Consider the following 17,242-nt stretch of genomic DNA (forward strand, 5'->3'; position numbering starts at 1 on the left):
TCGTACCACTGTCCTTTGTCTCCTGGCGGCGCTCTCCTTCGCGTCCACCACACCCGCCCAAGCCGCTGAGCCGGGCTCGCCGACCTCCGATGACCGTTATGCGGCAACGGAGAAGCCGGTCTCGACCGTCCTCACGGCGAACGACTCCCGTGCGCACGTGCACGTGAAGTTCGCGGAGGGGAGCCAGGTCCGGCTGCGTGGCGACGTGCTGACGTCGGCCGCGGGCACGGACCTCTCGGCGGTCCGGAGCGTACTCGGGTCCGGCTCCGTCTCGGCGGTGCGGCGGCTGTTCACGGCGTCCGAGGAGACGTTGCGGACGTTCACCGACCAGGCCGTGGCACGCTCGGGCCGCCGGCAAGCCGACCTGAACCTGTGGTACCGCCTGGACCTGCGGCCGGGCGCCGACCCGGCCGCGGTGATCGACGCGCTCAACGCCCTGCGCGAGGTCGAGATCGCCTACGCCGAACCGCTCGCCGTGTCACCGCCGATCGCGCCGGACTTCACCCCTCGCCAGGGCTACCGCTCCGCCGCGGCGAGCGGCGGCATCGACGCCGACTACGCGCGCACGATCCCCGGCGGCACCGGCGCGAACGTGCGCGTGGCCGACATCGAGTACGCCTGGAACTTCGCCCACGAGGACCTGTCGAAGCTGCGCGCCCCCGGCGCGTTCGTCCGCAACGGCACCGCGAAGGACCCGTTCGACGACAACAACCACGGCACCGCCGTGGCGGGCATCCTCGTCGGCGACGTCAACGCGGGCGGAGTGACCGGGTTGGTCCCAGACTCGCCGATCTACGTCACCAACGCCGCCAACGCCGAGCGCGGGTGGGACGTCGCGAACTCCGTCATCGTGCTGGCCCGCGCCCTTCGGCCCGGTGACGTGCTGCTCATCGAGCAGCAGACGTCGGGCCCGGCCGGCTGCACGGGGTACGTCGCCCCCGAGTGGGTCCCCGCGATCTACGACGCGATCGTCGCGACCACGTCCTCGGGCATCACCGTGGTCGAGACGGCGGGCAACGGCTCGATGAACCTGGACAACCCGTGCTTCGGCAGCAGGTTCCCGCGCGGCAAGCCCGACTCCGGCGCCATCATCGAAGGCGCCGGCTCCGCTCCGGGGTGCGGCACCGCCCGCACCCGGCTGAACTTCTCCACCTACGGCAGCCGCATCGACGTGCAGGGCTGGGGCAACTGCGTGGTGAGCACCGGGTACGGGGGCCTCCACAACAGCGGCGGCGCCAACGCCTACTACACGGCGACGTTCGGCGGGACGTCCAGCGCCGGTCCCATCGTGGCGGCCGCCGCGGCCTCCCTGTCCAGCATCGCCAAGCAGCGGGGCACCACCCTCACCCCCGGCCAGGTGCGCGCCGTCCTGAAGTCCACCGGAACCCCGCAGGTGAACCCCGGGACCGGGAACATCGGCCCGCTGCCCAATCTGCGTGCCGCGATCGCCGCCCTGCCGACCGCCGGCAGCCGACCCGCCTCGCACTGACCGCCGTCGCCACCCGGCTCGACCCTGCCCGACCTTGGAGGTCCGAGTGTCCATGAAGAAGCTCCTCGCGGTGATCGCCTCCGGCGTGATGGCCGCGTCCGTCCTGTCGTTGCCCGGCGCGGCTGCCGCGAGCCCTCCGGTTCCCGTCGCCGCCGACCACACCCTCGAAGACCACGCCGAGGACGCGGCTCCGCACTCGCACGGGAGGCAGGCGGCGGACCGCTGTCACCACGCCGATGAGTTCACACCCAAGGCCGGGCTGGGCGACCGCGTGTGCGCGATGGGCAACGGCGAGTTCAAGGTGCGCACGCCCCACGGCGACCACGTGACCCACTTCGACGCCCCGCTCGCCGAGCACAAGGGTGTGCGGGACACGGTGACCTCGTCGGCGATCACGCCCCTGGCCGCGCGTTCGCACCACTGCGCCACGGACTCGTACCGCATCCAGCTCGTGTACATGATCCCCGCCGGTGCGCCCGACGCGTCGTCGACGATGGTGCCGTTGATGAGGCAGCACTTCACCGAGTCCAACGCCATGGTGTCCAACCGCGCCGCGCAGTACGGCGGGGACCTGTCGTTGCGCGTCGCGTGCGACTCCGCGGGCCGGCCCGCCGTCCGGGTCATGCGCAGCGGCCACAACAACAGCGACATCGGCGCCATCGACCAGGAGGTCGCGCGCCAGGGCCAGCGGATCACCGGTCAGGACAACGTCGTGTACTGGGGGGACGGTGGGTGCGGCGGCGGCGTCGCCTACGGCAGCGGCGACACGCGGCCCGGCGTGGAGAACGGCGTCAACAACGCGCCCGGCATCGCGGTGGTCTACGGGCGGTGCCCCTTCACGTACATGCTGCACGAGCAGGGGCACTCGATGGGCGCCGTGCTGCCGAACACGCCCAACAGCTCGGGCGCCGGTCACTGCAACGACGACGCCGACGTCATGTGCTACAAGGACGGCGGTCCGCGCTCGGGCAACTACCGCTCCAACGTGTGCCCGTCCCCGAACGGCAACCTGGACTACTACTGGGACTGCAACGTCAACGACTACTTCCACCCGACCCCGCCGGCCGGGTCGTTCCTCGCGACGAACTGGAACCTGGCGAGCTGCGCCAACCGGGTGGTGTACCGCCCCACCTGCGGCGCGGCGCCACGGGCGGCCCGGCTCCCGTCGTAGACCGCGGACCGGGCACGACGACGCCTTCCGCCGCGCGGCGGAAGGCGTCGGCGGGTGGCCACCTCCAGCACTCGCCGACCCATAGGGGTAGTGGGGCCGCCGGACTCAGGGTGCGGCCCGATGTGCGGGTGGACGGGTGGCCGTAGGGTCCTCGTGTGCCACTCATCGAGACGTCCGCGCTGGGCATGCGCTACGACGGCAAAGTGACCGCCCTGGCGGATCTGACCTTGGACATCGAGGCCGGGGTCGTCGGTCTGGTCGGGGTCAACGGGGCGGGGAAGACCACGCTGATCAAGCTCGCGCTGGGGCTGCTCACGCCCACCAGCGGCCGGATCCGCGTGCTCGGGCTCGACCCGATCGCCGACGGGGAGCAGGTCCGGGCGAAGGTCGGCTACATGCCCGAGCACGACTGCCTGCCTCCGGACATGGTCGCCGCCGAGTTCGTCACGCACATGGCGCAGGTCAGCGGCCTGCCCGCGGCGGCGGCGCGGGAGCGGGCGTCGGAGACGTTGCGGCACGTGGGCCTCTACGAGGAGCGCTACCGCCGGATCGGGGGCTACTCCACCGGCATGAAGCAGCGGGTCAAGCTCGCCCAAGCGCTGGTCCACGACCCCGAACTGCTGCTGCTCGACGAACCCACCAACGGGCTCGACCCGGCGGGCAGGCGGGCGATGCTCGACCTGGTGCACCGCATCGGCACGGAGTTCGGCATCTCGGTGGTGGTCTGCTCCCACCTGCTCGGCGAGATCGAGCGGATCTGCACGTCGCTGGTCGCCATCGACGCGGGCACGCTCCTGCGCTCGGCGACGCTGTCGTCGATGACCGAGCACAACGACCTGCTCGTCGTCGAGATCGACGAGGGCGCCGAGCGGCTGGCCGTCGCGCTCACCGCCGAAGGCCTGGACGTGCGCCACGAGAACCGCGTCCTGACCGTCCGCCTCGGCGAGGACGACGGCGCGGTGTACGACCTCATCCGCGACGCCGTCGCGGACCTGGACCTCTGCCTGCACCGGCTCGAACGCCAGCGGCACCAGGTCGCCGACCTGTTCCGCGACCGCCCGGCCGAGGAGGTGTCCCATGTCTGAACCCGGCGTCATCCACGACATCGGTTACCAGCGCTACACCGGCCCGAGGCTCGGCCCCGCCTACTCGGCCCGCGCGCTGTACGTGCACAGCCTTCGCAGCGCCTACGGCCTCGGCCGCAGCCCGTGGGCGAAGGTGCTGCCGTTCGGGCTGATCGGCCTGGCCTCCATCGCCTCGCTGATCATCGTGATCATCAACAGCCAGGTGCCCGAGCCGATCCTCGACTACGTGGGCATCGCCTCCACCTTCACCTTCGCCGCGGCGGTCTTCGTCGCCGTCGTCGCGCCCGAGCTGGTGTCGGTGGACCTGCGCACGAACCTGTTGCAGCTCTACTTGTCCCGCCCGCTGGGCCGGTCGAGCTACGCGCTGACCAAGGTCGCCGCGCTGGCCACCGCGACGTTCCTGGTGTTCGCGGCGCCCATGCTGATCATGTTCATCGGCATGGCCTTCGGCACCGACAACGGCGTCCCAGGGGTGTTGGAGGAGTTCGGCGGACTGCTCGTCGGCCTCCTGGCGGCGGCCGTCCACGCCGCGCTGCTGGCGGCGCTGGGGTTGCCGATCGCGTCGCTGTCGGGGCGCCGGGTGTTCGCGTCCGGCATGATCATCGGCGTCTTCCTGCTCACCGCCCCGATCTCGGGGCTCCTGAGCGAGCTGGACTCCGGGACGATCGGCCTGCTCGCCGGGCTGCTCGACCCGACGAGCCTGCTCAACGGCGTGGACCAGTGGCTGTTCGGACTGGAACTCGACATCGTCGACATCGGCTCGTTCGGACCGGTGTACGGCGTGGTCGCGGTCGCGTTGACCGCGCTGGGCACGATGGCCGCGGTGTGGCGGTACAAGGGGATGAAGTCATGAACACCGTCGAACTCTCGGGCGTCTCCCGCTGGTACGGCAACGTGGTCGCGGTCAACGACGTGACCCTGTCGATCGGCCCCGGGCTGACCGGCCTCCTCGGACCCAACGGCGCGGGCAAGACCACCGTGCTGCACCTGATGGCGGGCCTGCTGGCCCCGTCCCAGGGCGAGGTCGCGATCGGCGGTGAGCCCGCGTGGGCCAACCCCGGCGTGTACCGCAAGCTCGGCCTGGTCACCGAGCGCGAGAGCGTGCCCGGGTTCCTCACCGCGTGGGAGTTCGTCCTGGCCAGTGCCAAGCTGCACAAGCTCCCCGACCCGACGGCCGCCGCCCGCGCCGCGCTGGACGTCGTGGACCTGCGCGACGCGCAGGACCGCCGGATCTCCACCTATTCCAAGGGGATGCGCCAGCGGAGCCGGGTCGCCGCGGCGCTCGTGCACGACCCGGACGTGCTGCTGCTGGACGAACCGTTCAACGGCATGGACCCCCGGCAGCGGATGCAGATGATGGAGCTGCTCGACGGCATGGCCGCGGCGGGGCGGACCATCGTGTTCAGCTCCCACATCCTGGAGGAGGTCGAGCAGCTCTCCGGCACCGTGCAGGTGATCGTGGCGGGCAGGCTCGCCGCCTCCGGCGACTACCGGCACATCCGGCGGCTGATGACCACCCGCCCGCACGTGTTCACCATCGCCTCCTCCGACGACCGCCTCCTCGCGACCGCGCTGATGGCCGAGCCGTCGGTCTCCGGGGTGAGCATCGCCGAGGCGGGTCTCCAGGTGCACACCAGCGACTACGGCGCCTTCACCCGTGCCCTGGCCAAGCTCGCCAAGGCCAGGGGCATCCGGCTGACCACGATCCTGCCTTCGGACGAGTCCCTCGAGAAGGTCTTCTCCTACCTGGTGACCACATGAACCCGACGATCATCCGCCTCACGGCGAGGGCGCTGCTCGGCCGCAGGCGCGTGTTGCTGCTGCTCCCCATGCCGATCATCCTGATCGGGCTGACCCTGCTGGGCGTCAGCAGCGAGGACGAGTACGTGACCCCGTCCGACTGGGGCCCGCTGGTCTTCTCCAACCTGGGACTCGCGGTGATCCTGCCGCTGACCGCGCTGATCGTCGGCAGCAGCGCGCTCGGCCTGGAGATCGACGACGGCACCATCACCCACCTGATCACCAAGCCGCTGCCGCGCTCGGAGATCATCCTGTCGAAGCTGCTGGTGGCCTGGTCGGTGACCACCGCGGCCGCCGCCGTGCCGCTGGCCGCCGCGGCCCTGATCGCGGGCTCCGGCTCGCTGGCCGTCGGCCTGGTCGTCGGCGCGGCCCTCGGCGCGTTGGCCTACGTCGCCCTGTTCCTCGCGCTGAGCGTGATGACCAAGCGCCCGGTCGCGGTCGGCCTCGTCTACATCGTGCTGTGGGAGAACCTGCTGGTGTCGTTCGTCGACGGCGCCCGCGTGTTCAGCATCCGCCAGCACGCGACGGCCATCGCGGACGCGATCGGCGACACCCCGCTGATCTCCTCGACGGTGTCGGTGCCGACCGCGTTGATCATGGTGTCGGTGTTCGTCGTGGCGGGTACGGTCGGGGCCACCCGGCGGCTGCGGTCCTTCGCGCTGACGGGCGAGGCGAACTAGCGCCACCCAAGGGGGCCGATGGCTACGGTCGGACACCTGCTGGACCGCCGGTTCAACGGGTACACAGGGAACAGGCTGCCGCACGAGCTGGACGACGTCGTGGAGTCGGTCGTGGCCGGGTACCTCGACTCGACGCCCGCCGCGCGGCAGGAGGTGCTGGACGCGATCCGGCCACGCGCGGCGGGCGTGCTCTGCGTGTTCGGTCAGCGGATGGCGACGATGGCCGTGCGGACCGACTCGACGGCGCCTCTCTACCGCGGCATCGTCGGGATGGGGATGGCGGAGCGGACGCTGGGCGACCCGCGCAACAGCCTCTTCGTGCTCGCGACGGTCAACCACGCCGCCACGACGCTGGGCACCAGCATCACGCGGCTCGCCACGGACCTGCGCCGGCACCTGCCGGAACCGGCGTACGAGAAGTTCCTGGCGTTCGACCGGCGCGATGAGCGGGACAAGTCCCTCCCGGCGTTCGCGATGGCCGCCTACGGTTCCGGGCCGGAGTTCCGCTACGGACACGGCTCCACCCTGGCGTGAGCGCGAGGCCGCGGGTCGTCATCCCGCGCCGACCGTCTCGGCGGCCTCGTCCACCGGCGCGGGGTTCTTCGGGCCGCGCAGGACGATGTAGACGAGCAGCGCGCCCATGACGGCGACACCCGCCCACATGGCCTGCTGCCAGCCGTCGACGAAGGACTGCTGGGCGGCCTGGACGATCTGCCGCTCGTGCGAGCCGGTGCCGCCCGAGACCTCGACGGCGTTGGCGATGCCCGCGCGGGCGGTGTCCGCGGCGGCCTGGGGGACACCGTGCAGCCGGTCGTCGATCGCGCTGCGGTAGCCGGCGGACACGAGCGCGCCCAGCACGGCGACGCCCAACGCGGTGCCGAACTCGCGGGTGATGTCGTTGAGCGCGGAGGCGACGCCCTGCTTGCCGCGCGGCAGCGATCCGGTGATGGCCTCGGTGGCGGGTGTCATGGACAGGCCCATGCCGATGCCCATGGCGAGCATGCCCGGCAGGATGCCCGGGTAGCCGCCGTCCACGGAGACGAACAGCGCCATCAGCGCCAGGCCCGCACCGGCCAGGGCGATGCCCACCGCGATGGTCGGGCGGGAGCCGATGCGGGCGGTCAGCTTGGGGGCCAGGCCGGAGGTCGCCATCATCATGACGGCCATCGGCATCATGGCCGCCGTCGACAGCAGTCCCGACCAGCCGAGCACCGCCTGGAAGAACGGGAACAGGACCACGGCGACGCCCGCCTGGACGCCGAAGACCGCCGACAGCGTGATCGAGCCGCCGGCCAGGCCGCGCTCCCGGAACAGCCGGACGTCGAGCAGTGACGCGTCGCGGCGGTGCAGTTCCCAGGCCACGAAGCCGATGCCGGAGATCAGGCCGACGACGAGGCCGACCAGCGTCGCGGGAGCGGCCCAGCCGCGTTCGGGCCCTTCCTGCAAGGCGAAGATGAGGCCGACGACGGCGACGGTGGAGACCAGCGCGCCGACGGTGTCGAAGGAATGGGCCGAGCGCTCACGGGAGTCGGGCACTGAAGTCGAGGTCAGGCCCAGTGCCACGACGACCAGGGCCACCGGCAGCACGAACAACCAGCGCCAGTCCGCGACGTCGACCAGGAGGGCGGAGAGGAACATGCCCAGGACGCCGCCGCCTCCCGCGACGCCGGTCCACACGCCGATCGCCTTGCCGCGCTGCTCCGCGGGGAAGGTGGAGGTGATGACGGCGAGCGTGATCGGCATGATCATCGCGGCGCCGACGCCGGCGGCCACCCGGGTCGCGATCATGACCTCGGCGGTGGGGGCGAGGCCCGCCGCGACGTTGGCGACGCCGAAGACGACGAGTCCGGCGATCAGCACGGGCTTGCGGCCCAAACGGTCACCGATCGCGCCGAGCGGCAGCAGCAGCGCGGCCAGGGCCAGGGTGTAGCTGTTGATGATCCACAAGACGGCGTTCTGCGAGGCCCCGAACTCGACGGCCAGGTGGGTCTGGGCGACGTTCAGCCCGGACACCGAGGCGATGACGGCCATCAGCGCGATGGAGACGGCGATCAGGATGGTGCGGAGCTGACGCGCGTCCGGTGCGCCGGTTCCGGCGGTGGGTTCCTGCGCGGGCTGGTTCGTACTCATGGATCCGACGGTAAGCAGAACTTGCGTCGATGGCATACCCTGTTGCCTATGACGCAAGAAGAAGGTGCGCTGGACGGCCTCGTGCGCAAGCGCATCCGCGCTCTGCGGGTGGCCCAGGGCCTGTCCCTGGAGGAACTGGCCGGCCGTGCCCACCTCAGCCAGTCCTCGCTGAGCCGCATCGAGAACGGGCAGCGCCGCCTGGCGCTGGACCAGCTCGTCACGCTGGCCCGCGCCCTGGACACCACCCTTGATCAACTCGTGGAGAACGCCGCCGACGACGTCGTCATCCGCCCCATGGTCCACGGCGCCCACGGCGTGAGCTGGCCGATGAAGGGCGACCCGGCCATGAGCGTCATGCGTCGGCGGCTGACCGAGCCGCCACCCGACAACCCGTCCCGGATGCGCGCCCACCCGGGCCGGGAGTGGCTCGTCGTGCTGTCCGGCACCGCGATCCTGATGCTGGGCGACCGCCGCTTCCGCATCGAGACCAACCAGGCCGCCGAGTTCCCGACCATGATGCCGCACGCCATCGGCGCGGAGGGCCGACCTTGCGACATCATGTTCATCTTCGACCGGGACGCCCGCCGTGGACATCGCGAGACCGACGACCAGCGCGAGAACGGCGACGCGCAAGGCGGCCGGTAGTCAGGCCGGCGGCCCGCACCTTGCGCGGCCCGCAGCACGCCGGACCAGTTCCTTGCGCAATGCGCAAGACGTCGTGCCTGATACGCATAATGGGCTTAACGTGGCCGTATGCCGCAGACACACATTCACGACCACGGACACCACCACCAGAGCGGCGCGGACAGCGGGCAGGCGGACATCCTCGACCTGGACGCGGAAGTCCTCGCCGAGCACATCGCCGCCATCGCCGAGTGGCTGCCCGTGAAGAGCGGCCCTCGCCGGATCGTGGACCTGGCCTCCGGGACGGGAGCGGGCACGTTCGCGCTCCTCGACCGCTTCCCCGAGGCGCACGTCACCGCCGTCGACGCCTCGCCCGGCCACCTGCGCCGGCTCCGGGAGAAGGCGCAGGCCCGCGGTGTGGACGAGCACGTGCGCACCCTGTCGGCCGACCTCGACGACGCCACCTGGCCCGACCTCGGCACGCCCGACCTCGTGTGGGCGTCGGCCTCCCTGCACCACATGGCCGACCCGGACCACGCCCTGCGCGCCGTGCGCGACCTGCTCGCCCCGGACGGCCTGTTCGTCGTCGTCGAGCTCGCCGGGCTCCCGCGCTTCCTGCCCGAGGACGCCCCGGCCGACCGGCCCGGACTGGAGGGCCGCCTCCACGCCGCCGCCGACCGCCGCCACGCCGAGCACATGCCCCACCGCGGCGCGGACTGGGGACCGAAGTTGACCGCCGCCGGCTTCGCGGTCGAAGGCGAGCTCACCGTGGCGGTCGACATCGACGGGTCCCGCGACGCCGCGATCGGCCGCTACGCCTCGGGCGTGCTCCAGCGCCTCCGCGAGGCGGTCGGCGCGGAGCTCGCGGCGGAGGACCTCGTCGCGCTCGACCGGCTGCTCGACACCGGCAGTCCGCACGGCATCCTGCGCCGTGACGACCTCGTGGTGCGCACCGAGCGCACCGTCTGGGCCGCGCGCCGCGACTGACGCCTCCGGAGTCAGGCCGGGGCGTTCCAGACCACGCCGCACAGGTAGCGGTCGAGGGTGTCGTCCAAGCGCGCGCCCGGGAAGGCCTGCCGGTAGTGGGCGTGGCAGTCGTCGCGCGTCGGCGGGGTGTTCCGCGTCACGTGCTCCAGCCACGTCGGGTGCAGGCGCAGGCGGAGGACGTCCAGCGCCACGGCGGGTGACCTGTGCCGCACGGCCATCATGGCGGCCACCCGGAACGCCTGCGCCCGGTGCCACGAAGGACGGCGTCCCGGCGGGTTCACCACGTCGATCACCACCAACCGGCCGCCCGGCGCGATGAGCGACCGGACGTGCGGCAGCACGCGGCCGTAGTCGCGCACGGCGAAGAGGGTGTTCACCGCCAGCACCAGGTCGAAGCGCCCGTCCCGGTCCGGTGTCACGTCGAACAGGTCCCTGGCCTGGTAGGTGATGTTGGGCCGGGCGTTGTCGGCCTCCGCCAGGGCGATCTCGCGCGCCGCGCCGTCCACCGCGAGGACTTCGGCGTAGCGGTCCGCCAGCAGACCGCTGTACCGGCCCGAGCCGCACCCCAGGTCCAGCGCCCGCGCACCGTCGCCGACGACACCGGTCAGCCACGGCCGGTAGAGCAGGTCGGTGATCTCCGCGTACCGTCGGTAGCGGCGGGCCAGGATGTCGAAGTGCGCGGTCACCAGGCGATCGTCGGGTCGACGAACGCGTTGCTCACCAGGTCTTCCGCCTTCAGGCCGGCCGGGACCGCGCGGCGCTTGGCTTCCTGCAACGGCTTCAGGTCCTCGACGAGCTTCGCCACCCGGGCTTGGTCGAAGTCGCCGACCGTCGGCGTCACGCCGTCGTTGCCCAGCCCCAGGCCGCGGATCTGCTCGCCCGCGTACTCGGCCCGCGCGACGCTGTACACGGTGCCCGCGTTGAGCTCGCTGACCATCCGCACCAACGCCTCGTTGGTCTCCTTCGGCTCCGCCGAGTAGGCACGCGTGCTGCGTTGCAGGATCGGCACGAGCTTCGTCAGGCACGGGCTCAGCCGCTCGACCTCCGCCGACGACACCGCCAGCGTCTCCGGGTAGATCGGATAACCGCTGTCGTGCACCAGCGCGAAGTCCACCGGCCGCTTCCAGGCGTCGATCTCCCGCTCGTAGCGGTACGGCTCGTTGGTCGCGTACCCCTGTTGCGCGATCGCGCCGTCGGCCGAGACGAACCGCGCCGGCGCGCCGTCGTAGGAGCCGTCCACCTGCGCCTGCTTCAACTGTCCGCTCTGGACCAGGTAGTCCATGTAGGACGCGCCGTTGGCGTACACCACCGTGGTGTCCGTGCGGCCGATGTCGGCGATGGACTCCCAGTCCGGGTGGTGCTCCTTCGACCACATGATCATCTGCGGGCTCTTGTCCAACGGCGCGAACACCGCCGTGGTCGGGAACGTCCCCGCCTCCTGCACCGCCTCGTCGGTGGCGATGCTGCCCAGCGTGATCGACGGGTCCGCCGCCATCAGGGCCGACACCCGCTGGAACCCGGTCACCGGCCCGCCCGCGCGGACCTGGAGCCGCACGCCCGTGTCGCGGCCGTCGTCCAGCAACGGCCCCTCGACGGCCTTGCGCTGACCGTCCACGGTGAAACCGCTGCCCAGCAGCCGGTACAGGCCGCCGTGCTCGGCCTGCGGGAACCAGTTCATCTGCACCACGACGGTGTCGGGGCACGTCCCGCGCAACGACTCGGCGGCAGGGGGCAACGGCTCACCGCCCTGGCCGGCATCGGGCGTCGTGCACGCCGCCAGTAACAACACCGATAGCGCGAGCAGTGGTGACGCACGTCGGGCAGAGACCATGAAGCTCATCTTCGCATAGCGACGAACCAGGTCGTGCGCCGTTCTCCCGTATTGCGTTCTTCGGTGTGAGAGTCTGCCCGGGAGGGAGGTGGCGGTGGAGGAGTTGCTGGCACTGTCCGGGGTCGACGTGGCGTTCCCCGGCGGGGTGCACGCGGTGGACCGCGTGGACCTGGACGTCCGCGCCGGCGAGATCGTCGCGCTGATGGGCCCTTCCGGGTGCGGCAAGAGCACGGTGTTGCAGGTCGCCGCCGGGTTGCGCGCCCCGACGTCGGGCACGGTCACCCGGCGCACCGACCGGGTCGGCTACGTCTTCCAGGACCCGACCCTGCTGCCCTGGCGGACCACGCGGCGCAACGTCGAGCTGTTCGGCGAGCTGGACGGCCTGGCCAAGGCCGAGCGCCGCGCCCGCGCCGACCGGGTGCTGGCGGCGGTCGGGCTGGAGGAGTTCGGCCACGTCCGGCCCGCGCGGCTGTCCGGCGGGATGCGAATGCGGGTCGCGTTGGCGCGGGCGCTGCTGGTGGAGCCGGAGCTGTTCCTGTTCGACGAGCCGTTCGCCGCGCTGGACGAGCTGACCCGGCACGAGCTGGGGGACGAGTTGCTGCGGCTGTTCGCCCGGCACGGGTTCGGGGCGTTGTTCGTCACGCACTCCGCGAGCGAGGCCGTGTACCTGGCGGACCGGGTGCTGGTGATGTCGCCGCGGCCGGGCCGGATCGTGGACGAGGTGGCGGTGCCGTTCGGCTACCCGCGCCCGCCGGGACTGCGGTCGAGCGGCGAGTACGCGGCGTTGGTGGGGTCGGTGTCGGAGACGGTGGTGCGTGCCTCGTGAGGATCAAGCGGGTCGCGCGGACGGTGGTGCCGCCGTTGGTCGTGTTGTTGGTGGTGCTGGGCGCGTGGACGTTCGTCAGCCACGTCGTGCTGTCGCCGCGCCGCCGGTTCCTGCTGCCGCCGGTGGACGAGGTGGTGCGGGTCGGGTTCGCCGATCCCGACAACCTCGCCGAGCTGCTCGCGGCGTTGTCGCTGACCAGCCGGGTGGCGGGGTTGGGACTGCTGATCTCGGTGGTGCTCGGCGTGGGGCTGGCCGTGCTGATGGCGCAGTCGCGGTGGCTGGAGCGCGCGGTCTACCCCTACGTCGTGGTGGTGCAGACGATCCCGGTGCTGGCGCTGGTGCCGTTGTTCGGGTTCTGGTTCGGCTTCGGGTTCTCCAGCCGGGTGCTGGTGTGCGTGCTGCTCTCGTTGTTCCCGTTGGTGGCCAACACGTTGTTCGGCATCCGGTCCGTGCCCGCGGCCCAGCACCAGCTCTTCGACCTGCACCGGGCGGGGCGGTGGACGCGGCTGTGGAAGCTCCAGCTGCCGGCCGCGCTGCCCGCGATGTTCACCGGGTTGCGGATCGCGTCGGGCGGGAGTGTCATCGGCGCCGTGGTCGGCGACTTCTTCTTCCGGCAGGGCGAGCCGGGCCTCGGCGTGCTGATCGACCAGTACCGGTCCCAGCTCGCGTCGGCCCGGATGTTCGCCGCGGTGATCCTGGCGAGCGCGCTGGGCATCGCGGTGTTCGTGGTGTTCGGCGCCCTGGCCCGCTGGGTGGTCGGCCGGTGGCACGAGTCGGCGGACGGCTGACGCCTCGTAACGGTGTGGCGGGATCTCGGCAACCTGGTGGTGTGACCGAGACAATGGCAGACGCGGTGGCGGACCACGTGGAGCCACTCCAGCACCCACCGCCCGGGGGACGAGCCGGCGCCGCGGCCGAGTTCGAGAAGGTCTACCGGGCGAACGTCGGCATGATCACCGCCTACTTCGCGCGGCGCAGCGCGGACCCGCAGACGGTGGCCGACCTGACCGCGGACACGTTCGTCCGGGCGATCACGTCGTTCGCCACCTTCGACCCGGTCAAGGGCAGCGCCCGGGCCTGGTTGATCGGCATCGCGAGCCGGGTGTTCGCCCGGCACTGCGAGGCGCACAGCCAGCGCGCCGACAGCACGCGCCGGATCGCCGGGCAGCGCCCGCTCGACGCCGACGTGGTGGACGACCTGCTCGATCGGATCGACGCCGAGCAGGCGGCGGGCGCGCTGCTCGCCAGACTGGCCGAACTGCCCCGGCTCGACCGCGAGGTCGTGGAGCTGGTGGACCTCGACGGCCTGAGCCCGAAGGAAGCCGCCGAGGCGTTGGGCGTCTCGGCGGGCGCTGTGCGCATCCGGCTGTTCCGGGCCCGGACGAAGCTCCGCAAGACCACAGGGAGGGAACGATGATGGCCAAGTTCGAGGACCAGCTCTTCGAAGACCTGATGCGCAGCCACGGAGCGGAGCTGGACACCGTGCCCGACCGGGCGGCGACCGGACGGCGCGCGATCGGCCGAACGGTGGGCATCGGCGGCACGGTGCTGGGCGTGGCGGGCGTGATCGCGCTGACCGGCACGCTGCTCCCCGGCGGGGCGCCGGCCGCCTACGCGGTCACCAAGGGGGCCGACGGCGTGGTGCGGGTGTCGATCACCGACCTCACCGGCGTGACCGGCGCGAACGAGGAGCTGCGCAGGCTGGGCGTGCGGGCGGTCGCGGTCCCGATGCGCGACGGCTGCGTCGACCTGCGCAGCCTGCCGGTCGACACCGACCGCTTCGACACCGGGCTCAACTCGACGGTGGAGGAGGTGGACGGGCTCAGCACCGGCACGCTGTCGTTCGACGCCGACGGCATCCCCGAGGGCGACACGCTGCTGCTGGCGGCGGCGCAGTCGCCCACCAGCGTCTCGCTGGCCGCGGCGCTGATCGTGGGTCCCGCGCCGGACTGCGTGAGCGTGCCGACGCTGCCGGCGGACGACCCGGCCGAGCCGGCGGGCGGCCGGACGGGTCCGGAGTCGGGCCAGGAGGTCCGGCCGGGAACGCCCGCGGCGAGCGCCGTCCAGCAGGGCGGCAGCTGATCCTGCCGGTAACGCCCCGGGGAAGCGCGTCGTCGCTCCCCGGGGCGGATGCCGCAATCCAGTCCTGCTCCTCCACGCCGTCGAACATCAGCACCTGCCCCCCGCAGCCGGGTTCCCGGCACGCGGCCGCGAACGGCTGTCGGCATCCGTCGTCACCCTGCCCCGGCCGAGCCGGGCGCTCTTGACTGGACCGCGACCGGACCGCATTGTGGGAGCGCTCCCGTGATCCCGCCGTCGAGAGTGGACCTCCGTGCAGAGCCAGACCAAGCGCCGCCTGTCCCCCGAAGACCTCGATGCCCTCGTGTCCGGCGCCGTCGGCGTCGGGTGCCGGCTCGAGACGGAGCTGACCGACGGCTGGTTCAACACCGCCTACCGCGTCCTGCTCGACGACGGCCGTCTCGCCGTCGTCAAGGTCGCCCCGTCGGCCGATGCCCCGGTCCTGCGGTACGAGCGCGGCATCCTGGGGACGGAGGCCATGGTCTACCGGCGGATCGCGGCCCTGCCCGGTGGCGGTGTGCCGACACCGGAACTGCTCTACGCGGGCCAGGAGTTCCTCGCCGTCTCCCTCTTGGACGGCGAACCGTGGGACAAGGCGGCCGACCGCGTGCCCCCGGCCACCGGGCGTGAGCTGCGCCGCGAACTGGGCGCGATCACCGCCCGCCTGCACACCCTGGCCCCGGAGGACGGCCGGTTCGGCTACCCGGCCGCGGAGTCCGGGCTCTCCGCGCCGGACTGGAGGACGGCCTTCACCGCCATGGTGGACGCGCTCCTCGACGACGCCGCGCGCTGGCAGTCCTCGCTGGGCGTGACGCCCGCCGAGATCCGGGCGCTGGTGGCGGAGGGCGGAGCCGCCCTCGACGAGGTCACCGAGCCCCGGCTGGTCCACTTCGACCTGTGGCCGGGCAACATCTTCGTCGACGTCACCGGCGACGGGGACCGGCCGCCCCGGATCGTCGGCCTCATCGACCACGAGCGGGCGTTCTGGGGTGATCCGGCGGCCGAACTGGTCTCCCTGGCCTTCGGCGGCGACGCGGGCCCCGACAGCGACCTCGTCGCCGGGTACGCCGAAGCCGGCGGCGTCCTCGACTTCACGCCCGCGTTCCGGCACCGCCTCGCCCTGTACGAGCTCTACCTGGGCCTGCTGCTCGTCATCGAGTGCGGTCCCCGCGGCTACGGGCCGGATCACCTCGCGTTCTGCGGTCGCTACCTGGCCGACAGCCTCGACCGGTTGCGGGCACTGGGGTAAGGCCACACCGATGACCTGAGCGCGATCAGAAGCTGATCACCCGGATCAGCGCTCCTTCCGCTGCGGCCGTCTCCGCGAAGAACTCGACGAGGTCCACGTAGTCGTCACGCAGGTCGTCGATGCCGTCGTCGTCCCAGAACTGCCGCCAGGGGTAGACCTCCTGCTCGCTCAGCCGCCGCGGGTCGTAGTGGCCGGCCAACACCTCGAACGGCGTCGCACCCAGCGTCGTGGCGGCCTCGGCGACCATGCTGTCGCTCCACCCCGAGAGGACGCCGTCGGTGTCGATGATGAAGCCGTCCTCGTGCAGCTCGATCCTCACCTCGGCGGCGTCCAACAGGAACTGGATGCCCGCCCACGACTTCTCCAGGGAGTAGGAGGGCAGGTCTTCGTCCTGCAGGTGCTCCAGCGCCCATTCCGGATCCTTGATCGCCCGGTCCAGCTGCCCAGGGGTGACCTGGGTGAACGCCAGCGTCGTGCTCATGTGCCCACCATCCCGCGTTGATCTTGTGAGGCCACCAACCTGCACGCCGATCTCCGGCGTCGTCAATCGGTCGATCAACCGACACCGCCCCGGAGCCGTGCTCCTCGCTGTGGGGTCAGGTGAGCGGCGTGACCAGGCGCCAGGTCCGCACCACGGCCCCGGCGCGGTTCATGTCCGGCACCCGCGCTCCAGCCTGCGCAGCGACGGATGGCGACGGCGGAGTTCCGCCGGGTGGTCCGTCACGCTCTCAGGGTGCTCGGCGGACAGCAGTTCCTGGCGGTGGGCGAAGTCCAGCAGGGCGTCGCACTCCACGAAGTGGTCGAGGGACGGGAACGCGGGCAGGTCCACGTCGAGCAGGCCGAACAGCACCGTGCCGTCCGGGAGCAGGCTGCCGCTGGACACGCCGTCGGGGTGCTCGTTCATGATTGCGTACCAGAACTCGACGCGACCGGTGCCGGTGTCCGCTTCGAGGACGGGTCCGAACACGATCCTCCCGAGCAGCGGACCGGGGTGGGTCAACCCCGAGTACCGCTGCTGCGCCGACCGCAAGGCGGCCAGCGCCTGCTCGTCGCAATAGCCGAGCGCCGCACGCATCTCGGCCCGACATTCATCGTCGTCCGGACCGGCGACCCGGCCGGCGTGCTCGGCCAAGAACGCCCCGGCGCGAACGCTCAACGGCGCCGGCGAATCGAGAACGTGAGCGACCGCGTGCATCGGTCAGCGGTTCGCGGGCGTGCAGCTCAGCCGCCCGCCCGGTTCCCGGTCCCGGCCGGGGTAGCAGCCGGTGACGGCGGCTGCCCGCCACAGCGC

19 protein-coding genes are annotated in these 17,242 nt (G+C 72.0%); 14 read left to right on the forward strand and 5 right to left on the reverse strand.

Annotation, left to right across the window (positions count from 1 at the left end; translation table 11 throughout):
* Positions 1-157: 157 nt before the first annotated feature.
* From LNK82_RS02350 to LNK82_RS02380, 7 genes are all read left to right on the forward strand, one after another.
* Positions 158-1,489: a S8 family serine peptidase gene (locus tag LNK82_RS02350; protein ID WP_230565222.1), complete on the forward strand. Its 1,332-nt coding sequence runs from the start codon at positions 158-160 to the stop codon at positions 1,487-1,489.
* 52 nt (positions 1,490-1,541) lie between these two features.
* Positions 1,542-2,660, forward strand: a complete 1,119-nt coding sequence (locus LNK82_RS02355) for a hypothetical protein (protein ID WP_230565223.1) — start codon at positions 1,542-1,544, stop codon at positions 2,658-2,660.
* A 155-nt stretch (positions 2,661-2,815) separates the two neighbouring features.
* Positions 2,816-3,745 (forward strand): ABC transporter ATP-binding protein, encoded by a 930-nt coding sequence (locus LNK82_RS02360; protein ID WP_230565224.1) that lies wholly within the window; start codon positions 2,816-2,818, stop codon positions 3,743-3,745.
* Positions 3,738-4,598 (forward strand): hypothetical protein, encoded by an 861-nt coding sequence (locus LNK82_RS02365; protein WP_230565225.1) that lies wholly within the window; start codon positions 3,738-3,740, stop codon positions 4,596-4,598. Before LNK82_RS02360 ends, LNK82_RS02365 begins: the two co-directional genes overlap by 8 nt.
* Positions 4,595-5,506 (forward strand): ABC transporter ATP-binding protein, encoded by a 912-nt coding sequence (locus tag LNK82_RS02370; protein ID WP_230565226.1) that lies wholly within the window; start codon positions 4,595-4,597, stop codon positions 5,504-5,506. The genes LNK82_RS02365 and LNK82_RS02370 overlap by 4 nt, the downstream gene beginning before the upstream one ends.
* Positions 5,503-6,225 carry an ABC transporter permease gene (locus LNK82_RS02375; protein ID WP_230565227.1) on the forward strand — a complete coding sequence of 241 codons (723 nt, stop codon included), beginning with the start codon at positions 5,503-5,505 and terminating at the stop codon, positions 6,223-6,225. The genes LNK82_RS02370 and LNK82_RS02375 overlap by 4 nt, the downstream gene beginning before the upstream one ends.
* 18 nt (positions 6,226-6,243) lie before the next feature.
* Positions 6,244-6,759 carry a hypothetical protein gene (locus tag LNK82_RS02380; RefSeq protein ID WP_230565228.1) on the forward strand — a complete coding sequence of 172 codons (516 nt, stop codon included), beginning with the start codon at positions 6,244-6,246 and terminating at the stop codon, positions 6,757-6,759.
* 18 nt (positions 6,760-6,777) lie between these two features.
* Here the strand turns inward: LNK82_RS02380 and LNK82_RS02385 are convergent, their stop codons facing one another.
* The gene (locus LNK82_RS02385; RefSeq protein ID WP_230565229.1) at positions 6,778-8,355 is read right to left on the reverse strand and encodes an MFS transporter; all 1,578 of its coding nucleotides are present in this window, start codon (positions 8,353-8,355) and stop codon (positions 6,778-6,780) included.
* A 48-nt stretch (positions 8,356-8,403) separates the two neighbouring features.
* On the opposite strand from LNK82_RS02385, the gene LNK82_RS02390 reads away from it, so the two are divergent.
* Positions 8,404-9,000, forward strand: a complete 597-nt coding sequence (locus LNK82_RS02390; protein WP_230565230.1) for an XRE family transcriptional regulator — start codon at positions 8,404-8,406, stop codon at positions 8,998-9,000.
* Positions 9,001-9,108: 108 nt separating this feature from the next.
* Positions 9,109-9,966, forward strand: coding sequence for a class I SAM-dependent methyltransferase (locus LNK82_RS02395; protein WP_230565231.1), 858 nt, complete (start codon positions 9,109-9,111; stop codon positions 9,964-9,966).
* A gap of 11 nt (positions 9,967-9,977) precedes the next feature.
* On the opposite strand, the gene LNK82_RS02400 is transcribed toward LNK82_RS02395, so the two are convergent.
* Positions 9,978-10,652: a class I SAM-dependent methyltransferase gene (locus LNK82_RS02400; protein WP_230565232.1), complete on the reverse strand. Its 675-nt coding sequence runs from the start codon at positions 10,650-10,652 to the stop codon at positions 9,978-9,980.
* Positions 10,649-11,797, reverse strand: coding sequence for an ABC transporter substrate-binding protein (locus LNK82_RS02405; RefSeq protein WP_230565233.1), 1,149 nt, complete (start codon positions 11,795-11,797; stop codon positions 10,649-10,651). Before LNK82_RS02405 ends, LNK82_RS02400 begins: the two co-directional genes overlap by 4 nt.
* Positions 11,798-11,891: 94 nt before the next feature.
* Between LNK82_RS02405 and LNK82_RS02410 the strand changes: the two genes are divergently transcribed.
* From LNK82_RS02410 to LNK82_RS02430, 5 genes are all read left to right on the forward strand, one after another.
* A complete protein-coding gene (locus tag LNK82_RS02410) occupies positions 11,892-12,623 on the forward strand; it encodes an ABC transporter ATP-binding protein (protein ID WP_230565234.1) in 732 nt (243 codons plus the stop codon).
* Positions 12,620-13,411, forward strand: a complete 792-nt coding sequence (locus tag LNK82_RS02415; RefSeq protein WP_230565235.1) for an ABC transporter permease — start codon at positions 12,620-12,622, stop codon at positions 13,409-13,411. The genes LNK82_RS02410 and LNK82_RS02415 overlap by 4 nt, the downstream gene beginning before the upstream one ends.
* Positions 13,412-13,452: 41 nt before the next feature.
* On the forward strand, positions 13,453-14,040 hold the full coding sequence (locus LNK82_RS02420) for an RNA polymerase sigma factor (protein ID WP_230565236.1): 588 nt from the start codon (positions 13,453-13,455) through the stop codon (positions 14,038-14,040).
* Positions 14,037-14,705, forward strand: a complete 669-nt coding sequence (locus LNK82_RS02425) for a hypothetical protein (RefSeq protein ID WP_230565237.1) — start codon at positions 14,037-14,039, stop codon at positions 14,703-14,705. Before LNK82_RS02420 ends, LNK82_RS02425 begins: the two co-directional genes overlap by 4 nt.
* A gap of 250 nt (positions 14,706-14,955) precedes the next feature.
* A complete protein-coding gene (locus LNK82_RS02430) occupies positions 14,956-15,951 on the forward strand; it encodes a phosphotransferase family protein (RefSeq protein WP_230565238.1) in 996 nt (331 codons plus the stop codon).
* Between the two features lie 25 nt (positions 15,952-15,976).
* On the opposite strand, the gene LNK82_RS02435 is transcribed toward LNK82_RS02430, so the two are convergent.
* Both LNK82_RS02435 and LNK82_RS02440 read right to left on the reverse strand, forming a co-directional pair.
* Positions 15,977-16,432 carry a DUF1877 family protein gene (locus LNK82_RS02435; RefSeq protein ID WP_230565239.1) on the reverse strand — a complete coding sequence of 152 codons (456 nt, stop codon included), beginning with the start codon at positions 16,430-16,432 and terminating at the stop codon, positions 15,977-15,979.
* Positions 16,433-16,600: 168 nt separating this feature from the next.
* Positions 16,601-17,107 carry a hypothetical protein gene (locus LNK82_RS02440; RefSeq protein ID WP_230565240.1) on the reverse strand — a complete coding sequence of 169 codons (507 nt, stop codon included), beginning with the start codon at positions 17,105-17,107 and terminating at the stop codon, positions 16,601-16,603.
* Between the last annotated feature and the right edge of the window lie 135 nt (positions 17,108-17,242).

The sequence above is a fragment of the Saccharothrix luteola genome, assembly GCF_020859565.1.
GTDB lineage: Bacteria > Actinomycetota > Actinomycetes > Mycobacteriales > Pseudonocardiaceae > Actinosynnema > Actinosynnema luteola.

Excerpts from the sequence above, each read along its gene's own strand:
- LNK82_RS02405 (WP_230565233.1), bottom strand. The coding sequence starts at position 11,797 with ATGGTCTCTGCCCGACGTGCGTCACCACTGCTCGCGCTATCGGTGTTG.
- LNK82_RS02385 (WP_230565229.1), bottom strand. The coding sequence starts at position 8,355 with ATGAGTACGAACCAGCCCGCGCAGGAACCCACCGCCGGAACCGGCGCA.
- LNK82_RS02425 (WP_230565237.1), top strand. The coding sequence starts at position 14,037 with ATGATGGCCAAGTTCGAGGACCAGCTCTTCGAAGACCTGATGCGCAGC.
- LNK82_RS02395 (WP_230565231.1), top strand. The coding sequence starts at position 9,109 with ATGCCGCAGACACACATTCACGACCACGGACACCACCACCAGAGCGGC.
- LNK82_RS02355 (WP_230565223.1), top strand. The coding sequence starts at position 1,542 with ATGAAGAAGCTCCTCGCGGTGATCGCCTCCGGCGTGATGGCCGCGTCC.
- LNK82_RS02390 (WP_230565230.1), top strand. The coding sequence starts at position 8,404 with ATGACGCAAGAAGAAGGTGCGCTGGACGGCCTCGTGCGCAAGCGCATC.
- LNK82_RS02365 (WP_230565225.1), top strand. The coding sequence starts at position 3,738 with ATGTCTGAACCCGGCGTCATCCACGACATCGGTTACCAGCGCTACACC.
- LNK82_RS02375 (WP_230565227.1), top strand. The coding sequence starts at position 5,503 with ATGAACCCGACGATCATCCGCCTCACGGCGAGGGCGCTGCTCGGCCGC.
- LNK82_RS02370 (WP_230565226.1), top strand. The coding sequence starts at position 4,595 with ATGAACACCGTCGAACTCTCGGGCGTCTCCCGCTGGTACGGCAACGTG.
- LNK82_RS02435 (WP_230565239.1), bottom strand. The coding sequence starts at position 16,432 with ATGAGCACGACGCTGGCGTTCACCCAGGTCACCCCTGGGCAGCTGGAC.
- LNK82_RS02380 (WP_230565228.1), top strand. The coding sequence starts at position 6,244 with ATGGCTACGGTCGGACACCTGCTGGACCGCCGGTTCAACGGGTACACA.